This is a genomic window from Acidobacteriota bacterium (assembly GCA_016703965.1).
Taxonomy (GTDB): Bacteria; Acidobacteriota; Blastocatellia; order Pyrinomonadales; family Pyrinomonadaceae; genus OLB17.
Genome location: JADJBB010000021.1, coordinates 993,068 through 1,010,484, shown reverse-complemented (window position 1 = coordinate 1,010,484; position 17,417 = coordinate 993,068). Strand labels below are relative to the sequence as shown.

14 protein-coding genes are annotated in these 17,417 nt (G+C 53.1%); all 14 read right to left on the bottom strand.

The annotated features are described in order from the left end of the window. Position 1: 1 nt before the first annotated feature. Entirely contained in the window at positions 2 to 1,399 is a 1,398-nt protein-coding gene (locus IPG22_12035) for an O-antigen ligase family protein (protein ID MBK6589014.1), read from the bottom strand. Then, positions 1,400 to 2,689, bottom strand: coding sequence for a carbohydrate binding domain-containing protein (locus tag IPG22_12030; protein MBK6589013.1), 1,290 nt, complete (start codon positions 2,687 to 2,689; stop codon positions 1,400 to 1,402). Positions 2,690 to 2,694: 5 nt separating this feature from the next. After that, positions 2,695 to 4,500, bottom strand: coding sequence for a hypothetical protein (locus IPG22_12025; protein ID MBK6589012.1), 1,806 nt, complete (start codon positions 4,498 to 4,500; stop codon positions 2,695 to 2,697). Between the two features lie 34 nt (positions 4,501 to 4,534). Continuing rightward, positions 4,535 to 5,836: a glycosyltransferase family 4 protein gene (locus IPG22_12020; GenBank protein MBK6589011.1), complete on the bottom strand. Its 1,302-nt coding sequence runs from the start codon at positions 5,834 to 5,836 to the stop codon at positions 4,535 to 4,537. Between the two features lie 4 nt (positions 5,837 to 5,840). Beyond that, entirely contained in the window at positions 5,841 to 6,512 is a 672-nt protein-coding gene (locus IPG22_12015; GenBank protein ID MBK6589010.1) for a methyltransferase domain-containing protein, read from the bottom strand. Between the two features lie 43 nt (positions 6,513 to 6,555). After that, a complete protein-coding gene (locus tag IPG22_12010; GenBank protein MBK6589009.1) occupies positions 6,556 to 7,407 on the bottom strand; it encodes a DUF3473 domain-containing protein in 852 nt (283 codons plus the stop codon). Positions 7,408 to 7,638: 231 nt separating this feature from the next. After that, positions 7,639 to 9,522 carry an asparagine synthase (glutamine-hydrolyzing) gene (asnB, locus tag IPG22_12005; protein ID MBK6589008.1) on the bottom strand — a complete coding sequence of 628 codons (1,884 nt, stop codon included), beginning with the start codon at positions 9,520 to 9,522 and terminating at the stop codon, positions 7,639 to 7,641. Next, positions 9,522 to 10,931, bottom strand: a complete 1,410-nt coding sequence (locus IPG22_12000) for a glycosyltransferase family 39 protein (GenBank protein MBK6589007.1) — start codon at positions 10,929 to 10,931, stop codon at positions 9,522 to 9,524. The genes asnB and IPG22_12000 overlap by 1 nt, the downstream gene beginning before the upstream one ends. Positions 10,932 to 10,934: 3 nt before the next feature. After that, the gene (locus IPG22_11995) at positions 10,935 to 12,647 is read right to left on the bottom strand and encodes a carbamoyltransferase (protein MBK6589006.1); all 1,713 of its coding nucleotides are present in this window, start codon (positions 12,645 to 12,647) and stop codon (positions 10,935 to 10,937) included. Positions 12,648 to 12,753: 106 nt separating this feature from the next. Continuing rightward, a complete protein-coding gene (locus IPG22_11990) occupies positions 12,754 to 13,161 on the bottom strand; it encodes a GxxExxY protein (GenBank protein MBK6589005.1) in 408 nt (135 codons plus the stop codon). 54 nt (positions 13,162 to 13,215) lie between these two features. After that, a complete protein-coding gene (locus IPG22_11985) occupies positions 13,216 to 14,340 on the bottom strand; it encodes an NAD-dependent epimerase/dehydratase family protein (protein ID MBK6589004.1) in 1,125 nt (374 codons plus the stop codon). Beyond that, on the bottom strand, positions 14,341 to 15,432 hold the full coding sequence (locus IPG22_11980; GenBank protein MBK6589003.1) for a glycosyltransferase family 4 protein: 1,092 nt from the start codon (positions 15,430 to 15,432) through the stop codon (positions 14,341 to 14,343). 23 nt (positions 15,433 to 15,455) lie between these two features. Next, complete coding sequence (locus IPG22_11975) at positions 15,456 to 16,691, bottom strand: glycosyltransferase (GenBank protein ID MBK6589002.1); 1,236 nt, start codon at positions 16,689 to 16,691, stop codon at positions 15,456 to 15,458. Continuing rightward, positions 16,684 to 17,412 (bottom strand): methyltransferase domain-containing protein, encoded by a 729-nt coding sequence (locus IPG22_11970; GenBank protein MBK6589001.1) that lies wholly within the window; start codon positions 17,410 to 17,412, stop codon positions 16,684 to 16,686. The genes IPG22_11975 and IPG22_11970 overlap by 8 nt, the downstream gene beginning before the upstream one ends. Positions 17,413 to 17,417 lie beyond the last annotated feature (5 nt).

The window sequence follows — 17,417 nt, the reverse complement described above, 5'->3', positions numbered from 1 at the left end:
ATCAATGATGGCGTTTCGATGGCCGGTCGTGAGCTGCTATCGCAGCCGTTGCAATGGCACAAAGCATCAGAAAGAAAAACGCATTTGAGGGCGTACGCAGCGGAAAATCAAAGAAGCTGTGGACAAGAACGCCTAAACATCCTGCCAACGCTCCGATCGCGGCTTCGTTTCTAAAACCGGAGGAACTCGCGATCGTCTTCAGCCCTTTCTTAAACAACAGGACGATGAAGCCCGCGAGGCAGATGAAACCAACGATCCCGGCATCCGCGAGGGTTTGAAGGTATTCGTTGTGGGCCTGTTCGACACGGAATTCCCCGCTCATTGTGTCGTATTTTGTGAAGGCGACCCCGAACGACTCGAACCCGGCGCCCAATATCGGATGAGCCAGAAATATCTTCAAAGCGATCGGCCAGAAATGCAGCCTGCCCGTCGAAATATCCCCGTCAGCCAGCACAACACCAGTGCCGCGAAGCAGAGCATCGTTCCCGCCGATCAGAAGTACGACACCAAAAATGACCACGATCAGAGCAATGCCGGCGGCAGCGATAACAAAATTTCGCTGCATGCCTGCCTTTGAACGGCTCTCACCGGACCAACGGCCGGAAAGAAAATTAAGCAGCGAAACAAAAGCCAAAGTCGCCAGAAAGCCCAACAATCCACCGCGCGAACCGGTCGATACCGTCGCAACGCCCATCACAACGATGCCGGCCGCAAGCAATATCTTCTGCTCCCGCCCTGCTTTTTTTCCGAATAGTAATGCAAGGGCAAGGCCGCCGGTCATCTGCATGAACGTCGCGAAATGATGCTGATTAACGAACGGACCGAAAGGCCGGGCACCGGACGTTTCCCGCACGCCGTAGATGCCCTCAGGACTTGCGAGGCGCTGTAGGATGCCGTAAAGCGCCATCAATGCCCCGAATATGATCACGAAATAGACCGCTTTTTTTAGACGCTTCTCATTATTAATGAAGGCGAGGCAGGCGGCAAAATACAAGAGATATACAACCAGTTTTACGGCAAAGAACCGGGTCGAATAAGGGTCAAGAGAGAGGGCATTCGAGGCGGGAACCGCTAAGCCTGTGACGGCTCCGCCGAGCGGCAGCAGCTGGACGAGGGCGATCAGGAGAAAGCCGGCAATCGGTATCTGAAGCGAGCTCGAATTTATCAAAAGGCCGCCCGTCGTCCATGTTTCGGCTATCCAAAGTAGAACGATCAGTGCCCAGGCTATCGAAATGAATATCCAGGTAACATTATCGACGCCGCCGAAGAGCACCGTCGCGAACAAGGGCAAAAAACACAGCAAAAAGAACACGGCCTTGCTCGGCAGCGAGGTATGATCACCGATGGTGACATCCTCGATCCCAAATATCGAATTCCCTTTTTCCTGCAGTTCGCTCATTTATAAACGCTTGATCGAAAGATCGTCAAATGATAATCGCCCGGTTATGCGGCAAGCCGGCCCGCCGCACCCTTCGCGGGCAAGCCTGATGATGATGCCATCACTGCCAGCGGGCACCGTAAATTTCACCTTGAGAGTCGTCCAGTCGCCGGCCAGTGCAAAGGGCGGCGTGCTGACGATCGTTCCCGTCGTCGCCGCATCCGCGATCTCCAGCTTCAGCGCCGCCGGTGTTTTCAGATCGGAGCGATAAAAGCCTTCGAACTCATATTCGGCGCCGGGAATGACCGCAACGGTTTGCGATACGGTGCGAAAATGCGACGAATCGAACGAATTGAACAGCAAAAACAGCCCGTACTGGCCGGAGCGTTTATGGACGTCGCTCTGGCCGACCTGCGGCTCGGCCCCCTCGGCGATCTGCCATTCAAAAGGCCCGGCTCCGCGAAGCTTTATCCCGCTTTCAAAACTTCCATTCACTATCTGCCCAACAACTGGCTTTTCCGTTCCTTCTGGAGCAAGATCGGAAACAACGCGAGCCGCGAGACGGAACTTTTTCGCGGAGAGCAGCTTTTGAGCCAGATCTTCCCCGAGCTTTTTGTAACGGGTGATTTTCGCCTGATCCGGCAGTTTCGCCCACGATTCGACCGCATCGTCCTCGCGTTCCTGGCCGATCAGCGATGTCGCGAGTGCCGCGTTTATCGCCTCGCTGTCGCCGAGCGACGTTCGCACCTGAGCAAGGTCCCCGTCAAAGATCTGAAGAGCCAGAACAACGGCGCTTCGGGCAAAATCGGAGTTAGTTTCTGCGGCTTTTGCCGCCAGCTTGAATCCGTCGTCGGTCTTCCCTTCGCGGATCAGCAGATTGCCGTATGCCCATTGTACGGCCGCGTAGTTCGGGGCCAGTTCCGATGCCCGTTTGATGGCCGCCTCACTGCCTTCGGTGTCGCCGTTTAGGTTACGCGCCCGGCTCACGTTGAGCCACATCAGATAATTGTTTGGAGCGAGCGCGGCGGCGGTTTCGTATTCGCTCAACGATCTCGCCAGATCACCGGGGTCGAATGTTTTTTCGAACAAGGCCGCCGCGGAATAATGCGTCTGCGGATCTGACGGGCCGAGGCCGATCAGCCAGTCGATGACGAGTTTTGATTCCGGCCGCTTAAGGTCGAGGCGCGAGGCGATGGCGTTCGAAAAGTTCCAACGGATGAAAAAGAACGTCGCCACCACGCAGATCAACGCGACCACGACGAGCGAAGCCTTTGCGAACTTTGGTTCGATTTTTATGAGCTTTAGCGACAAAATTGTTAAATAATATCCACGGCTTCGATCTTTATCTGGGCTCGTTTGAGCGTAACGTCCGCCTCGTCACAGGTCTTTCTCAGAGCGGTCAACTTCTCGGCCGGAAAATGGCGAACCGAGATGAGTATCTCGGCGACCTCTTTTTCCTTGCAGATCTCGGCCAGCGATCCGTTTCCGTCAAAAACTTTTAGCCCGTGGATGACTTTGTCTTTTTTCTTCGAGTCGTCATCAATAAACCCGATCGCCTGCATGTTCCATTCGGGATTGTTATTCAGCTCGCGAAGCACCATTTCGCCGCCGTCGCCCGCGCCGTAGATCAGAACCTTGCGGCTGCCGTGGGCGGCGACCGCCGGCAAAACCTGCCGTATCAAACGAAACGCCATTCGGCTGCCCATTACGCCGAGCAGCAGCAGCAAGGCGTCGACAAAGAAAACCTTTCGCGAAAATCCTTCGAACCGATAGATCGCAAGCACCGCGAGCATACTCGCCGCAGAACCGAGAACCACGCCTTTTCCGAACGTAATTGCATCGCCGATACTGGTGTATCGCCACAGGCCGCGATAGACGCCGACAGCGAGAAAGGCAGCGAGTTTTATCAGCACAAGCAGGGGCACAGTCTGCAGAAACAGCGTCCAGCTCGTCGACTCTTCAAAATTGCGATAAAGCAGCGCCCACGCGGAATAGTAGGCAAGCGTGATCAGAAATGCGTCGAGAAAAACCTCGAAGATCCGCCGTTTGTGCGAGACGTTGACGAGGAAGGCGAACACGGCGTTTTCCTGAATAGCCTGCTCCTCCTCGACGCCTTCGTAAACCTTGACCTTTGAAAGATAAACGCCGACGATCACCAGCACGATCGTAAAAACGCCGATCAGGCCAAAGCTCCTGAACGGCCCGACCCGCGCGACCATCACTGCCAAACCGCCGGCGATCACGGCAAAACCATATAACATCAGGACCGCATTTCGCTCGGACAATCCAAGGGCGACGAGCCGATGAGAGGTATGATCGCGGCCGCCCTGCGATGCTTTGCGGCCCCACAATTTACGTAAGACCGTCACGAATGTCGTGTCAAAGATCGGGACAAAAAGTATTAGAACCGGAACGGCAAGAATGGCAACGATACCGCGCGAACGGCCGCCGACTTGATTGAGCAGCACCGACCCGGAAAGCAGAAATCCGATAAACATCGACCCGGAATCGCCCATAAAGATCGACGCCGGATTGAAGTTGAAAACAAGAAACCCAACGAGAGCGCCGACAAACGCACTTGCGAGCAGCAGCTCGTTCGTCAATCCGCTCGATGCAAAGTTCATCGCCAGCGAAAACGCCGCAATAGCCGAGATCCCGGCCGCGAGGCCGTCCATATTGTCGAGCAGATTTATCGCATTTGTGATGCCGATCACCCAGAAAACGGTGATCCAGATATCAACTATCTCAAAACCGGTGAGCGGCAATTTCAGCCCGGAGATGACCAGAATTCCGGCGCCGATCAACTGCCCGATCAGCTTTTGATAGGGCCGAACGCTGATGAGGTCATCGATCAAACCAACGAGAAAAAGGAACGCACTGCCGCCGATAACGACCAATGATTCCCGGCTGATCGGAACAAGCGTGAAATATACGACGTTCGTCGCGATAAAGATCGCGATGCCGCCGTGCATAGCAGTTGGTTTCTTGTGCCAGCGATCCGATTTCGGCTTGGCGACAAACCCGTAGCGCACCGCGATCGACCGCACGGCGAACGTACAGATCACCGAGAGTATCGCCGCTACGGCCCCGACAAAAAATGGGCTTGAGACCAAACCGGGCATAAAAACGTAATTACAAGCCAATTATCGCAGAAAATCAACCGTTTTGCGTTTTCCGGTCAAAAGCAGCGATACGATCCGCGTGGCGTTCGAGCAGCATCTGATAAACCTCGGATATATCGGCGACCATTTTCTCAGTCCGGAAATTGGGATCGACATGGATCCTGCCATTGTCGCCGAGCTTCTTTCGCAGTTCAGGATCTTCGAGCAAATGGGCAATGCGATCTGCGAGCCCGACTGAATCGAACGCTTTGACCAAATAACCCGTGTAATCGTCGATAACGACCTCAGGTGCTCCGTCGATGTCGAACGAGACGCAGGGCTTGCCCATCGCGAGCGACTGCGGCAGAACGCGTGCGAGGCCTTCGCGTAAGGATGTATGGACGACTATGTCCATCGCCGAGATCATCTCCGGAATTCGTGTGCGGTCGATCAAACCTGCAAATACAAAGTTCTCAAGGATCCCGTATTCCGACGCCCGCTTTTGCAGATGCTCGAGCAGAATGCCGTCGCCGATCAGGAAAAACCTGACATTCGGCACGCGTTTAACAATCTCGGGAGCCGCGTCCATCAGCTCGTCATGGCCCTTGAGCGGGAAAAGTCTGGCGATCTTGCCGACAACTGGAGCGTCAGGCGGAATGCCGAATTCCCGCTTTACCGCGTCAGCGTCAAACTTTGCATTCAGGAACCAATCGAGTTCCATTCCACTGTAGATAGTTCGAAATCGCTCGGGCTCCGCGATATTCGCGGCAATCGCTTTTTTAACGATGATCTCTGAGACGCTGATGTAATAATCGGTTACCCGCGCGCACACTTTTTTAACAACACGCCAAGTTCGGTTGACGAGCCACGGCTGGTATTCATGGAAAACAAGACTGTGCAGCGTGTGGACGATCAACGGCGTTCCGGCGAGCCAAGCCGCGATTCTGCCTAAAACGCCAGCCTTCGACGAGTGCGTATGAACGATGTGGTATCGGCCTTTTTTGATGAGCTTGTATAGTTTCCAGAGGGCGACGAGATCTGAAAATGGGTTGATGCTGCGGCCCATTTCGGGGACGATGATAAGGTTTGTCGTCTCGCGTGCCTGCGAAAGCAGTTCGCCTTCCTTACCTTTGTCGATGCCGCTGATGAAATCAACCTCGTACTCAGGCATCGCGTCGAGACCGACAACGGACAGCAGGGTATTCTCCTGCGCTCCGCCGACGATCATTCGCGTAATGATGTGGAGGACGCGGATCGGGTCAGAACCGCCTGCGTGAGCGGGCGGCCTGGCCATTGATATCGCAGGACGTGCAGAATTATCGCCCATGCCGCCCGCTGACGTAGGCGGTTCTGACAAAAAGCTAGACATCGGCAACTACCAAATAATCGCGATCGAGATGAATAAATTCAAAGTTTTTTACGCCGGATTTAGCGAGGATGTCGCGAACCTGCGGCTCGGTATAGAGAAAAAGCGGCGTACCTTTCATCCAGAAACGAAGTCGACGCAGCGGCACGCGCCATTCGACCGCTTTCGGAAAACTCATGATCAGTTTGCCCCTTGTCAGCTCACGCATACGCGTTATAATCGGCACGGGATGCTCGACATAGTCGAAAAATCCATTCCCCGTACAGGCATCAAATGGCCCTTCGTCCAGACCGATCGCCTCGGGAAATCCCCCAACGACAAATTCGCAAATATCGCCGACGCCGGCCTCGTTAGCCAGTTCATCAGCGATCTCGATCATGACCTCGGCAAAATCAACGCCGACGACCTTCTCGGCCCCATTCTGCGCAAAGGCAATGCAAAACCTGCCCGATCCGCAGCCGACATCGAGTATCTTTTTTCCCTCGAAAGGCTTCAATTTCTCGACGTTGAGCTCGAGCCGTTTTTGTACGACACCGCGCCAATAATTATCGATAAAACCGGCGATCAGCCCTTTTTTATCGTCGTAGATCGCGTCGAACCGCTCGGCGTCATCATCAAAATGATCGCGAACTTTGTCCTCGACCGTCGTATTTCCCTTGTCAGTCATAAAACTCTTTGCACAAGCCCGCGCGTAAGCAAGGGCGACCCACTCAACGCTGTAATTCTAGCGGTGTGTCAATATTCAAAACCTCGCGCATCGGTGCCATCTTAAAATCTTTCAAAAGCTTTCGAAGCCGTCGCTCCGTCGCACCGAGATTAAAATAATGCGTTAAGGCGATCCGCCGAGGCACGTCGATCCGCGGATGTTCCGGGTCGAGTTCCCACGGGTGCAGATAAAACGTGACCGGCTCGCCGCCGCGATTCACCGACTTTATCGCCTGTTTCGTCACCTGATATGGGTAAATTCGGAAATACGCACCACCCGATATCGGCATCGTAAAACCCGGCAATTTGAGCGTCGAGATCGGAAACTCGATAAACTCAAATTTCTCGCGCGTGATCTTGTACGGAAATCGAGGAGCGTCTGCGATGCCATACCGGTAATTCAACACCGGGAAAATACTCGAATCGTACTTGATCCCAAGTTCGCCCAGAATATCTAAGGCCCAAAGCGATTCCTTTGTTATCGAAAAAAACGGGGCACGATGCCCGAGCACTTTTTTGCCCGTCAGATCCTCAAGATAATGGATCGCCCGCGTCAATTCCTGCTTAAAAAGCTCAGGCTCCTGCTTATAGATCAGCGTATGCGAAAACCCGTGCGTCCCGATCTCGTGGCCCTCGGCCTCAATGCGTTTGACAATCTCGGGGTGCTTTTCAGCAACGTAGCCGAGCATGAAAAACGTTGCTTTGGCACCGCCGTCGTCAAGAATTTTCAACAGCTTGTCGCCCGCAAACTCGATCCGGTCTTCAAACTTGTCCCATTCCGAATACGGGATCTCGATGCCTTGATACCAGTCTTCAAAGTCGATCGTTAAAGCATTCGTGATCGGGGCCTTGGCCATAAAAAACTCAGGCGGCAACCGGCAAATAAACCGCGCCCCGCAAATAAATGCGGGCGGCGGAAGATATGACGACAGTGCGGGGAAGTCGCTGCCGGTTGCCAATCCCCTATTTTACACCACCGTCCTACAAGTCGCATCTCGAGTTGTAAATTCGGAATAAGTGATAAGTGCTAAGTAAAAAGTTATAACTTCTCACTTAGCACTTATAACCTATTCCGGAGACATCTCCCACTAGTCGATAAACCGTTGAAACCACAGCTCGAGCATCAGAAATGTCCAGAGTTGGAACGAGTGGTCGCGTTCACCGGCAATGTGTTCGTTTACGTACCTTTCGAGAATGTCAGGCTTAACTATGCCGCGTTTTAAGGATCGCTCGGATAGCAGAACGCCGCGGACAAAATCCTTCATCTCGCCGCGAAACCATTTCCCTATCGGCACGCCGAAGCCCATTTTGCGCCGATAAATGACTTCCCTCGGGACCAGCCTTGCCGCAACTTTCTTGAGGAGCGATTTTGTGCCGACCCCGCTCATTTTCATGCTTTCCGGCAGGGTTGCGGCAAACTCGATCAGTTTGTGATCGAGAAATGGCGAGCGTGCCTCGAGCGAATTTGCCATCGTCGCGATATCGACCTTGACGAGCAGATCGTTTGGCAGATACGTCATCTGATCGGTCAGGAGCGTTGCGTCGAGCGTGCCAGTTCCGTTGGCCTTAGCAAACCATTTATCGAGCAGCGACAACGGGTCTTGTCCGGAAACTGACGCGGCGAAGTCCGATGTATAGAGTTCCTTCTTGGTATCGCGGTTAAATGTCGTCACCCATCGGAAATAGCGTTCGGTTCGCGGCAGATTTGCAGCTCGCAGAAATCGTTTCGCATCGCGAAAGCGGCTCCGTTTCAGTTCCGATGTTGGCAATAGACTCACAGGAACTTCAACAAAGACCTTTCGCAAAGCTGCCGGAACTCGGGCGTATGCCTCCGCGATCCGCATCGCGGCATAGCGTTCGTAACCCGCGAAGCTTTCATCGCCGCCGTCGCCATTTAGAGCGACGGTGACGTGCTTTCGCGTCTCTTTCGCCACGTAATAGGTCGGGATCGCACTCGAATCTGCATACGGTTCGCCGTAATGATCGACGAGGGTCGGAATAACGTCAAGAGCATTTGGGCGGACGATAAATTCGTTATATTCGGCTCCGACGTGCTCGGCAACGCGTTTTGCGTACTTCAGCTCGCTGAAATCCTGTTCTTCGAATCCGATAGAGAAGGTTTTGACCGGCTGTTCGCTTTCCTGCGCCATCAATGCGACAACAGCCGAAGAATCGACGCCGCCCGATAGAAACGCTCCGAGCGGAACTTCGGAGATCATTCGCAGCTTCGTCGATTCACGCAAGATCCGCGTGGTTTCGACTATCGCTTCTTCTTCCGTGATCTTGATCTTCTTTGAGAAATCAGGCTGCCAATATCGCTGCGTTTTGATCTCGCCGTCTTTCCAGAGAAGCCAATGCCCCGGCTCGAGCTTGCGAATCTGCTTGAATGCCGTCATCGGTGCCGGAACGCAGAGGTACGACATGTAATTGTCGATGGCCTCGAGATCGACCTCGCGGGAAACTGCCGGATGTTTCAGAACCGCTGAAAATTCCGAGCCGAAGATCAAATCGCCGTTCGGCTGATGCGAATAAAGGATCGGCTTTTTCCCGACTCGGTCGCGGGCGAGGAAAAGTGACTTGTCGCGTTCATCCCAGATCGCGATAGCAAACATGCCGCGAAGGTGCTGCAGGCCTTCCACGCCGTATTCGTCGTAAAGATGAACGATGACCTCGGTGTCCGATTTTGTGTAGAATTTGTGGCCGAGCTGGTCGAGTTTTTCGCGAAGCTCCTGATAGTTATAGATCTCGCCATTGAAAACGATGGCCTTCGTACGATCCTCGTTATACATTGGCTGCTGGCCGCTGGCAAGGTCGATTATCGCCAGCCGTCGCATCGCTAGGCCGACATTTTCCTTAACGTAGAAACCGTCCTCGTCCGGGCCGCGGTGGAAAATAGCCTGATTCATCGCCTCCAAAACGGAGCGATCGACGGCCTCGCGGTTAGAATTTACGAATCCGGTAATTCCGCACATTATCTAAGGGTACCGCCTCTCGCCGGCTCATACTGCATTTCGATCTCTCGCGGCTCTGCGTTTGCTCTAAGCTGCTCTTCGATACGTCGTTGGGCGGCCGCCCGGGTAAGGATCTTGTTTTCCCGATTTTCCTTAAAGACCGTCCATCCCGCACCGATCAGAATAAACAAAAACACCTGGATCTGCGTTCGCTGCCGGTAAGCCGTACCGACGTTTCCCTGAAAAACCGAATAAGCGATCGTGAGCATCAGGCTGAACATTAAGATCGGAAAGGCGTTTCGCAGCTTGTTCTTGATCGTATAGATCAGGCCCATTATCAGGAACGGGATCATCGCCCACCAGATCAAGACCTCAGGTATCGTGATCGCTTGCCGCAGATTTGTCGCCTGCCACGGGTAGGGAGCAAACATCAATACCGTAAAGCCAAGTGGTATAGCGGTCAGAGCTCCTTCCGCGGTGGAAACATCGATCTCTTCGCCGAAGCCGGTTTCGGCGGCACGAGCAAGATCCCTGCGGCTGCCCTCGATTCGATTAAGGTTGGTAAATGTGGTCAGCTCAACAGTAGCTCTCTGTCCGACACCTAAATAGGCAAGGGCAAATCCGATCACGAGCAGGATCACCGTGCTTCGCAGCAGCGATCGCTGGGTGGTGGACATACCAACTACGAAGCTGCCCACGACCGCCACGACCACCATGTAAAAAATATAGAACCGAAGCGAAAGTATGCCGAAAAGCGAAACGATCAGGATCGCAACCGCGGCATAACTGATCTTTGACTGCAGCTGCATCACCATCGTCATCGCGACAACGAGGAGAAAGATGATCAATCCATCTTTGAGCAGCTGTCCCGACCAGATAATGAAAGACGGAAAGATCGCGATCGCGATCGCAGCAAAACGGGCTACATTCCTATTGTTGTATATCTTTCTCGAGCAGAAATAGACCATCGGAGCCGTCGCCGCACCGAGGACCGCACAAAATGACTGGGCCGCGAAGATGTTCCTGCCAAAAATATAATAGATGCCGGCCGTGATGTAATACATTCCCCACGCGACGCCGCTGCGAGGATCAAATTCGAAAAATGTACTGTCAGGGTTGATTGCCAGGCCCATCCACGCCTCGACCATCTCGGCGCCCTTTGCATCATATGAGAATGCGTCACCGCCAAAGAACTCGCGAAGTTCGTAAATATGTATGAACAGGCCAAACGCCATTCTGAGAGCCAGGGCGACCAGAAAAACCGTCGTGATAAACTCTTTTTCCTCGGTGTATTTCCTGAATGCAATGATAAATAAACCGGCCAGCGCCATCACGAACGCGATCGCGGCAGCACCATCCGGAAATGGCACGAGAGCGATGCCCATCGCGATCACCAAAATACATGCTAGTGAAATGAACCGGTTTAGCATCAGCTAGTTTTCGTCGCGAAGAACGAGGTTGTTTTCAAGAACAAGTGCGTCAAAATTGGCGTTGCCAAAAGTATTGATCGCGTCCTGCGGGGTACAGACGATCGGCTCCTGCACATTGAATGAAGTGTTCAGCAGCATTGGAATGCCCGTGATCTTTTTGAATTCGTTGATGAGATTCCAGTAACGCGGATTCGTCTCTTTGTTGACCATCTGCGGCCGAGCCGTACCATCGACGTGAACCACGGCTGGGATCTTCGATTTGTATTCCTCAGCGACTTCGATGACCGTGATCATGAACGGATCATGATGCTCAACGCCGAAAACCTCATTCCCATGTTCCTCGAGCATCGACGGAGCGAGCGGGCGAAACCATTCGCGAAGCTTTACCTTGTGATTCAATATCTCGCGCATATCTGCGCGACGCGGATCGGCGAGAAAGCTGCGGGCACCGAGGGCTCGCGGCCCGAGTTCCATTCGCCCGTTGAACCAGCCGATGATCGCACCTTCCGATATCATTTTAGCGAGCTTTGGCAGTAGCTCTTCGTCAGGTAATGTATGATATTTGAGCCCGGCGGTATCGAGCGCGGTCTGGCATTGTTCGTTCGTAAATCCCGGTCCCCAATAGGCCGAATTCATTACGAACTTTCTAGGATTTCCCAGCTTTTGATGCCAAACCATCATAGCCGCACCGAGCGAGCATCCCGCATCGCCCGCCGCCGCCTGAACATAAAAGCGCTTGAACGGCGTCTCGTGAAAGATCCGCCCGTTCATCACCGAGTTGAACGCCACGCCGCCCGCCATGCATAGATTTTCCTCGCCGGTGATCTCTTTTAGATGCTTGACGAGATGTATCGCGGTCTCCTCGACTGCTTTTTGGGCCGAACACGCGATATCCCAATGATGCTCGTTCAATTCCTCACCCGGCAGTCGTGGCGGGCCGAGTTCGTTGACGATCGCGTCGGGAAACTGATAATGCTTAGCAAGATGATGGTCGAGAACACGGATGTTGAACTTGAAATCGCCCCTACCGTTGGTCGTCAACACCTTCTCGCGAAAGAAGTCGTAGTGTTTTGGCTGACCGTACGCCGCAAGGCCCATCACCTTCCACTCGTCGCCGGCAAACATATCAAACCCGATAAAATTCGTCACCGCGGAGTAAAACTGGCCAAGCGAATGCGGCAATTTGATCCGTTTCAGAACCTCGATCTTGTTCCCTTTTCCACGGGAAAAAAGCGTGGTTGTATCTTCTCCCGTTCCGTCCCACGTCATGATCGCGGCGGAATCGAATGGTGAGACAAAAAAAGCTGAGGCCGCGTGCGATTGATGGTGTTCCAGATAGTGAAATCTGAAATTCGAAGGCCCAAAATGCTCGCGGAGCCGCTTCGGATGCTTGAACATCCCCAAATAGCTATCGCTAACCTGCGCGATTCCGCGATCGGCACGAGCCTTGAACATGTCCTTCGAAATAAACGCCGACTTCGCCGCCTGCATCGCCTTGTGCCGCAGGATCCACGGCTTCCAATAATGCCCGACGTGCTCGACATCCTTCAGCTCGATCCCCGCCTGATCCAAACAAAACTGGATCGCCCGGTAAGGAAACCCCGCATGATGTTTCTTTCGCGAAAAGCGCTCCTCTTCCACGGCAGCCACAAGCTCACCGTCCTTTATCAGCGACGCCGCAGAATCGCCTAGTGTTGTCAGTCCGAGAATGTACATAAGAAAATAAAAGCAACAACGGATTAACGCAGATTTGCACGGATTATTCTATAAATTGCGTGCATAACAATTTTCGCTTCTCTCAAATTATCCGCGAAAATCCGCGTTAATCCGTTGTTAAAATTCCCGGTCTACTCAAACGGTTTATCAACCGATGATGCTCGAAGATTTTAGCCCCAAAATTAAAGATCATCCCAAGTTCGACACCAGTCGCTTTCAGGAAGTTGAGTACCTGCGCCTTATGAACATCGGTTATTCTATCCGCCACCTTAAGCTCAATCAGCACGTTCCCGTCAACCAGAACATCTGCACAATAATCGCCGACAATTTCACCTTCGAACCTAACTTTGATTGGGCACTGCTGTTCAGCATGGATCCCATTCTTACGAAAGAGAACCATCAATGAGTTCTCGTAAACCCGCTCAAGATATCCATTCCCCAATGTCGAATACACCTGCATTCCTAACCCGATCAGCTTGTAAGTTAAGTCACCGAAGGCCAGTTCACTACTCATAAACTAATCTCCAACAAATCAGCGAAAATCCGCGTTAATCCGTTTTTATGACTCCTATTTAACAAGACTCCGCTCCGCCAACTCCGCCGTGGCACTTTCGACTTTATCTTCAGCTTCCTGCTCAGCGAGCCAGTTTAACAGCTCGGCCAAACCATCCTCCAAGGTCACTTTCGGCTCGTAACCAAGCATCTTTCTCGCTTTCGAGATATCCGCAACACAGTGGCGAATGTCGCCTTCGCGGTATTTTCCTACGAGGATCGGGGCGATATCTTTGCCTAATCCGGCGGCGAGCAACTCGGAGATCTTCTTGATCGAGGTCGCTCGTCCGGTGCCGATATTGAAAGCATTGTAATCCCCGCCATCGGTTTCAAGGGCGAGAAGGTTTGCGGCTACGATATCTTTTACATTGACGAAATCACGCGACTGTTCGCCGTCTTCGAAAATGGTCGGAGCCTGATCGTTCATCAGTCGTGACGAAAAGATCGCACAGACGCCAGTGTATGGATTCGACAGAGCCTGCCGCGTACCGTAAACGTTGAAATATCGAAACGCGACCGTCGGTATCTTGTACGCACGGCCGACTGCGAGGCAGTATTGTTCCTGATCCTGTTTGCTGACCGCGTAAACCGAGGTCGGGAAAAGCGGTTTCACTTCGTGCGTGCCGATCGTCTCAAGCTGTCCGCCGCAGGTTTCGCATTTGAATTCCCAATCGTGTGCGGCAAGCTGTTCGTTTGGCCGCAGAAACGGAAAGACGGTTTCATTGCAGGTATTGCAGCGATACGCTCCTTCGCCATATATCGACATTGACGAAGCGACGATCAGCTTCTTGAACTGCTTCGGCCGTTTGATCATCTCCTCGAGCAAAACCGCAGTTCCGAGATCGTTTGCCTTCACATACCGCACGATCTCATACATCGATTGCCCGACACCGACCTCAGCCGCCTGGTGATAGACGACATCAATACCGTCGAGAGCCTCGGCAACAGCCTCGGCGTCGCAGACGTCGCCCTTGATAAACTCTGCTTCCGTGCTGAGATGAGGCGGCGGCGTGGGGCCGTGGACCTGTTCGACAAGTGAATCGAAAATGCGGACCGTGTGGCCGCGTTCGACAAGTGCGTCAACTAAATGCGAGCCGATAAATCCGGCTCCGCCCGTGACGAGAATATTCATTTTTTCCATCTAAACCTTCTTTTTCGAGGCATTTACCGCAGTTTCGAACACCTCTAAAACTTTTGGAGCTACTGCCTTGGCCGAGTATTCGCGCTCGACCGTTTCGCGTCCCGCACGTCCAAGTTCGCGTCGCAGCTTTGCCGAATGCATCAGCCGTTTGATCTTGTCGATCCACTCGGCCTGGCCATCAGCAAGGAAGCCGTTAACTCCGTCTTTGATAATTGTAGAGTTTACACCGACCGGCGAGCAAATCGTTGGAATGCCGAGGGCCATGTATTGCAGAGCCTTGAGGCCGCATTTTCCCTTGGTCCAATTCTCATCCGGCAGCGGCATCAGGCCGATATCGATCTGCCGCAAGTCGTGAAGCTCCGTCTCCGAACGCCACTGCATCGCCTCTGTATCGACACCAGCGATCTTGTAAACCGGAGCCCCGATCACCCGTAGCCGGAAATTTTCTTGCTTGGCAAGCTCCTGCAAGGTCTCGCGGATCGTGTCAAGGTGCTGGATCGTACTAAAACTTCCGGACCAGCCAATTGTGATCGTCTCGGGCTCGTCCGTTCTCTCAATAAAGTCGTATTTGTCGGTATCGATCGTCGTCGGAATTATCGTCACGGCGTGATTATTTGCCCGAGCATAGTCGGCGAGATATTCATTTCCCGCCATGATATGCGTCGAGAGCTTACAGATCTCAGCGATCTTTCCGGGGAACTTGAGGTAGCTCAAATAGCCATTTGACGGGCTTTTGTACGAAACAAACACTGCATCGTCAAAATCAAAAACCACCGGAACGCCTGACTTTGCGATCTTTCGCTCGAACCACGGCGGTCCCAAAAGTGCGGCTTCGCGGAAGATATAGACGAGGTCGTATTCGGATACGTCCGCGAGTTCAGCACGACGCCGTTTCATGTTACGCGTGACCGCGCTGACCTTGGTCAGAACCTTTCCGCCTTGATATAAAACGGCACGCAGCTCGTCATTCTCGAACGGCGCGTACGTGATCTTAACCCCGCCTTCGCGAAGGATCGGCTCCCACTGTTCTATTCGAAATCGCTGGCCCGGCGAGGTGTCGTAAATGGAAGGAACTACAGCTAGAACACGCATAAACAAAGGAGAAATCGTAACAACTAATTACCCTCTTTGCAAAAAAGCCGCTCGTAAAGGCTCCGGTAGCGAACGCCGCCGACAGTTTCCAGATCGAATCGGCGGAGAGCGACTTCGCGGCATCGATACCCGATATTTCCCAACCGCCGAAGCCGAAAGATCGCGTTTTGATACGCCTCGCGGTTGAATTTACCTATGAGCAGGCCGACGTTCTCGGTCTCGATCAATTCATCGACATCACCGACGCCGGAATTCGCAATAACGGGAAGGCCCGCGGCAAGATACTCCGGGATTTTGGTCGGCGAACGCGACTGAGTCGCGTAGGTCGCTTTCACAAACGCAAGCCCAAAATCCGCCGCGATCAGGTAGTCGAAGATCTCCGATGGGGCGACGCGTCCTATAAAATAATCGTTTTCAGTAAATCCCCGTTCGGTCAGAAGCTTTTTTATCTCGGCAGTGTCGGATTGAGTAAGAAACAACGCAAATGAACGGGGGTCGAGTTCGCGTGCCGCTGCAAGGAAATCGGCGAGTTCCTTCGTCAAATAAAGTCCACCGAGAGCCCCGATGTGTGCGTAAACCGTTCGCCCTGAAACACTGATCTCTTCGCGACGGCGTTCTCTAACACGTGGATCGATCCACGGAAAGCGAGCGGCAAAATCGACGCAGCACGGAATAACCTCGACCGGACGTGTCTCATCCGCGAGGATCATTGAACGGGCTTTTTCAGTAAGAACAACAAAGCCGTCTGCCACCTTCATCAGCCATTTCTCAACGCGTTTCGCTCCGCGAAACAGCAATCCTTTCTCAGGCCAAACGCCCGCATCGGTGTATTCCTCGGGAAAAAAACCGCGAATATCAAAGATCAGCTTCGGCTTTCGCCCGGAAAACTTCCTCGCCAACGCCCCCATCAACGTCGCCACATGTATCCGCCCATGAAGCACATCGAACTTTCGTTCGCGGATCTTTCGTCTGACAAAGAGCGTTCCGGCGAAAATATCATATGCAGTGGCGAGAGCAGACGGCGAGCGATGGTACGCTAGTGCATCCCATTCGATGCCTTCGGACGCCAATGTTCGCTTTGTTTCGGCGATCTGTTCCGCCGACCATTTTGCCTTAAGATCCGGCTCAAATGTGACAATCCCAACGCCAATTCCCCCCTTCACCAACTCACGCAAATACGGCAGAACCTGCGTTTGCACAAGCGGCTCGCGCATTCCAAAATAGCAAATATAAAGGGTTTGTTTGGCTGCCTCAGTCATTTTTGAACTCGGCAAGGATTATCGCACGATAGCCGTTCGCCTCGCTCGCCTTCGGCATCAGCGGAAGCAGAAATCCGGCGGCGAGATTGCCGAAAAGGTATAGGTATTTTGAGGTCGATGCTGCATTTCTCAGAAATCTTGCGACTGAGAGATGTTCGGAATGGTGGATCGTGACCTTTATTTTCCCCCCGGTATTTTCGGCCTCAGTTCTGAGCATTTCTGCAACTTCATTCGCATCCGGATACGGATTTTCAAGATGTTCCGACAGCCAGTCAGGAACTTCCTGGTGCGATGCGACAAGCTTAGTATTAAAAGCTTCATCAATCTCGCGGGCAATTTTCCCAGCCGGAAAAGTAATGATTATCGTATCTTTAGCGACCCGAACAAGCTGCCTGATCGCCTCGGGCCGCAGGCCTTCAGGCAGATGTTCCAGCACATCGACCAATGCCGCGACCGAAAACGAGCGCTCTGCAAACGGCAGCGTGATGATGCTGCCGTGAATGAAAGTAAAGCCATCGACCTTAACATCCGTCGGCAAAATATCGACGCCGACGACGCTTTTCGCCGCGACGAACGCCGACAATCCGTATTCCCCGCAGCCCGCATCAAGCACGGTCGTCTCCGCGTTCACAAACGGCCTCAAGATACGGGCGACGTCGACATTACGGCAACGCGTGTCCCACGCCATTTTGTAAAGAGTTTTTCGGATCGATCCACCCATGCAAA

Coding starts and splice junctions, on each gene's coding strand:
- IPG22_12000 (MBK6589007.1), bottom strand. CDS start 10,931: ATGCTAAACCGGTTCATTTCACTAGCATGTATTTTGGTGATCGCGATG.
- IPG22_12035 (MBK6589014.1), bottom strand. CDS start 1,399: ATGAGCGAACTGCAGGAAAAAGGGAATTCGATATTTGGGATCGAGGAT.
- IPG22_12015 (MBK6589010.1), bottom strand. CDS start 6,512: ATGACTGACAAGGGAAATACGACGGTCGAGGACAAAGTTCGCGATCAT.
- IPG22_11970 (MBK6589001.1), bottom strand. CDS start 17,412: ATGGGTGGATCGATCCGAAAAACTCTTTACAAAATGGCGTGGGACACG.
- IPG22_11985 (MBK6589004.1), bottom strand. CDS start 14,340: ATGGAAAAAATGAATATTCTCGTCACGGGCGGAGCCGGATTTATCGGC.
- IPG22_11995 (MBK6589006.1), bottom strand. CDS start 12,647: ATGTACATTCTCGGACTGACAACACTAGGCGATTCTGCGGCGTCGCTG.
- IPG22_11975 (MBK6589002.1), bottom strand. CDS start 16,691: ATGACTGAGGCAGCCAAACAAACCCTTTATATTTGCTATTTTGGAATG.
- IPG22_11980 (MBK6589003.1), bottom strand. CDS start 15,432: ATGCGTGTTCTAGCTGTAGTTCCTTCCATTTACGACACCTCGCCGGGC.
- IPG22_11990 (MBK6589005.1), bottom strand. CDS start 13,161: ATGAGTAGTGAACTGGCCTTCGGTGACTTAACTTACAAGCTGATCGGG.
- IPG22_12010 (MBK6589009.1), bottom strand. CDS start 7,407: ATGGCCAAGGCCCCGATCACGAATGCTTTAACGATCGACTTTGAAGAC.
- asnB (MBK6589008.1), bottom strand. CDS start 9,522: ATGTGCGGAATTACCGGATTCGTAAATTCTAACCGCGAGGCCGTCGAT.
- IPG22_12025 (MBK6589012.1), bottom strand. CDS start 4,500: ATGCCCGGTTTGGTCTCAAGCCCATTTTTTGTCGGGGCCGTAGCGGCG.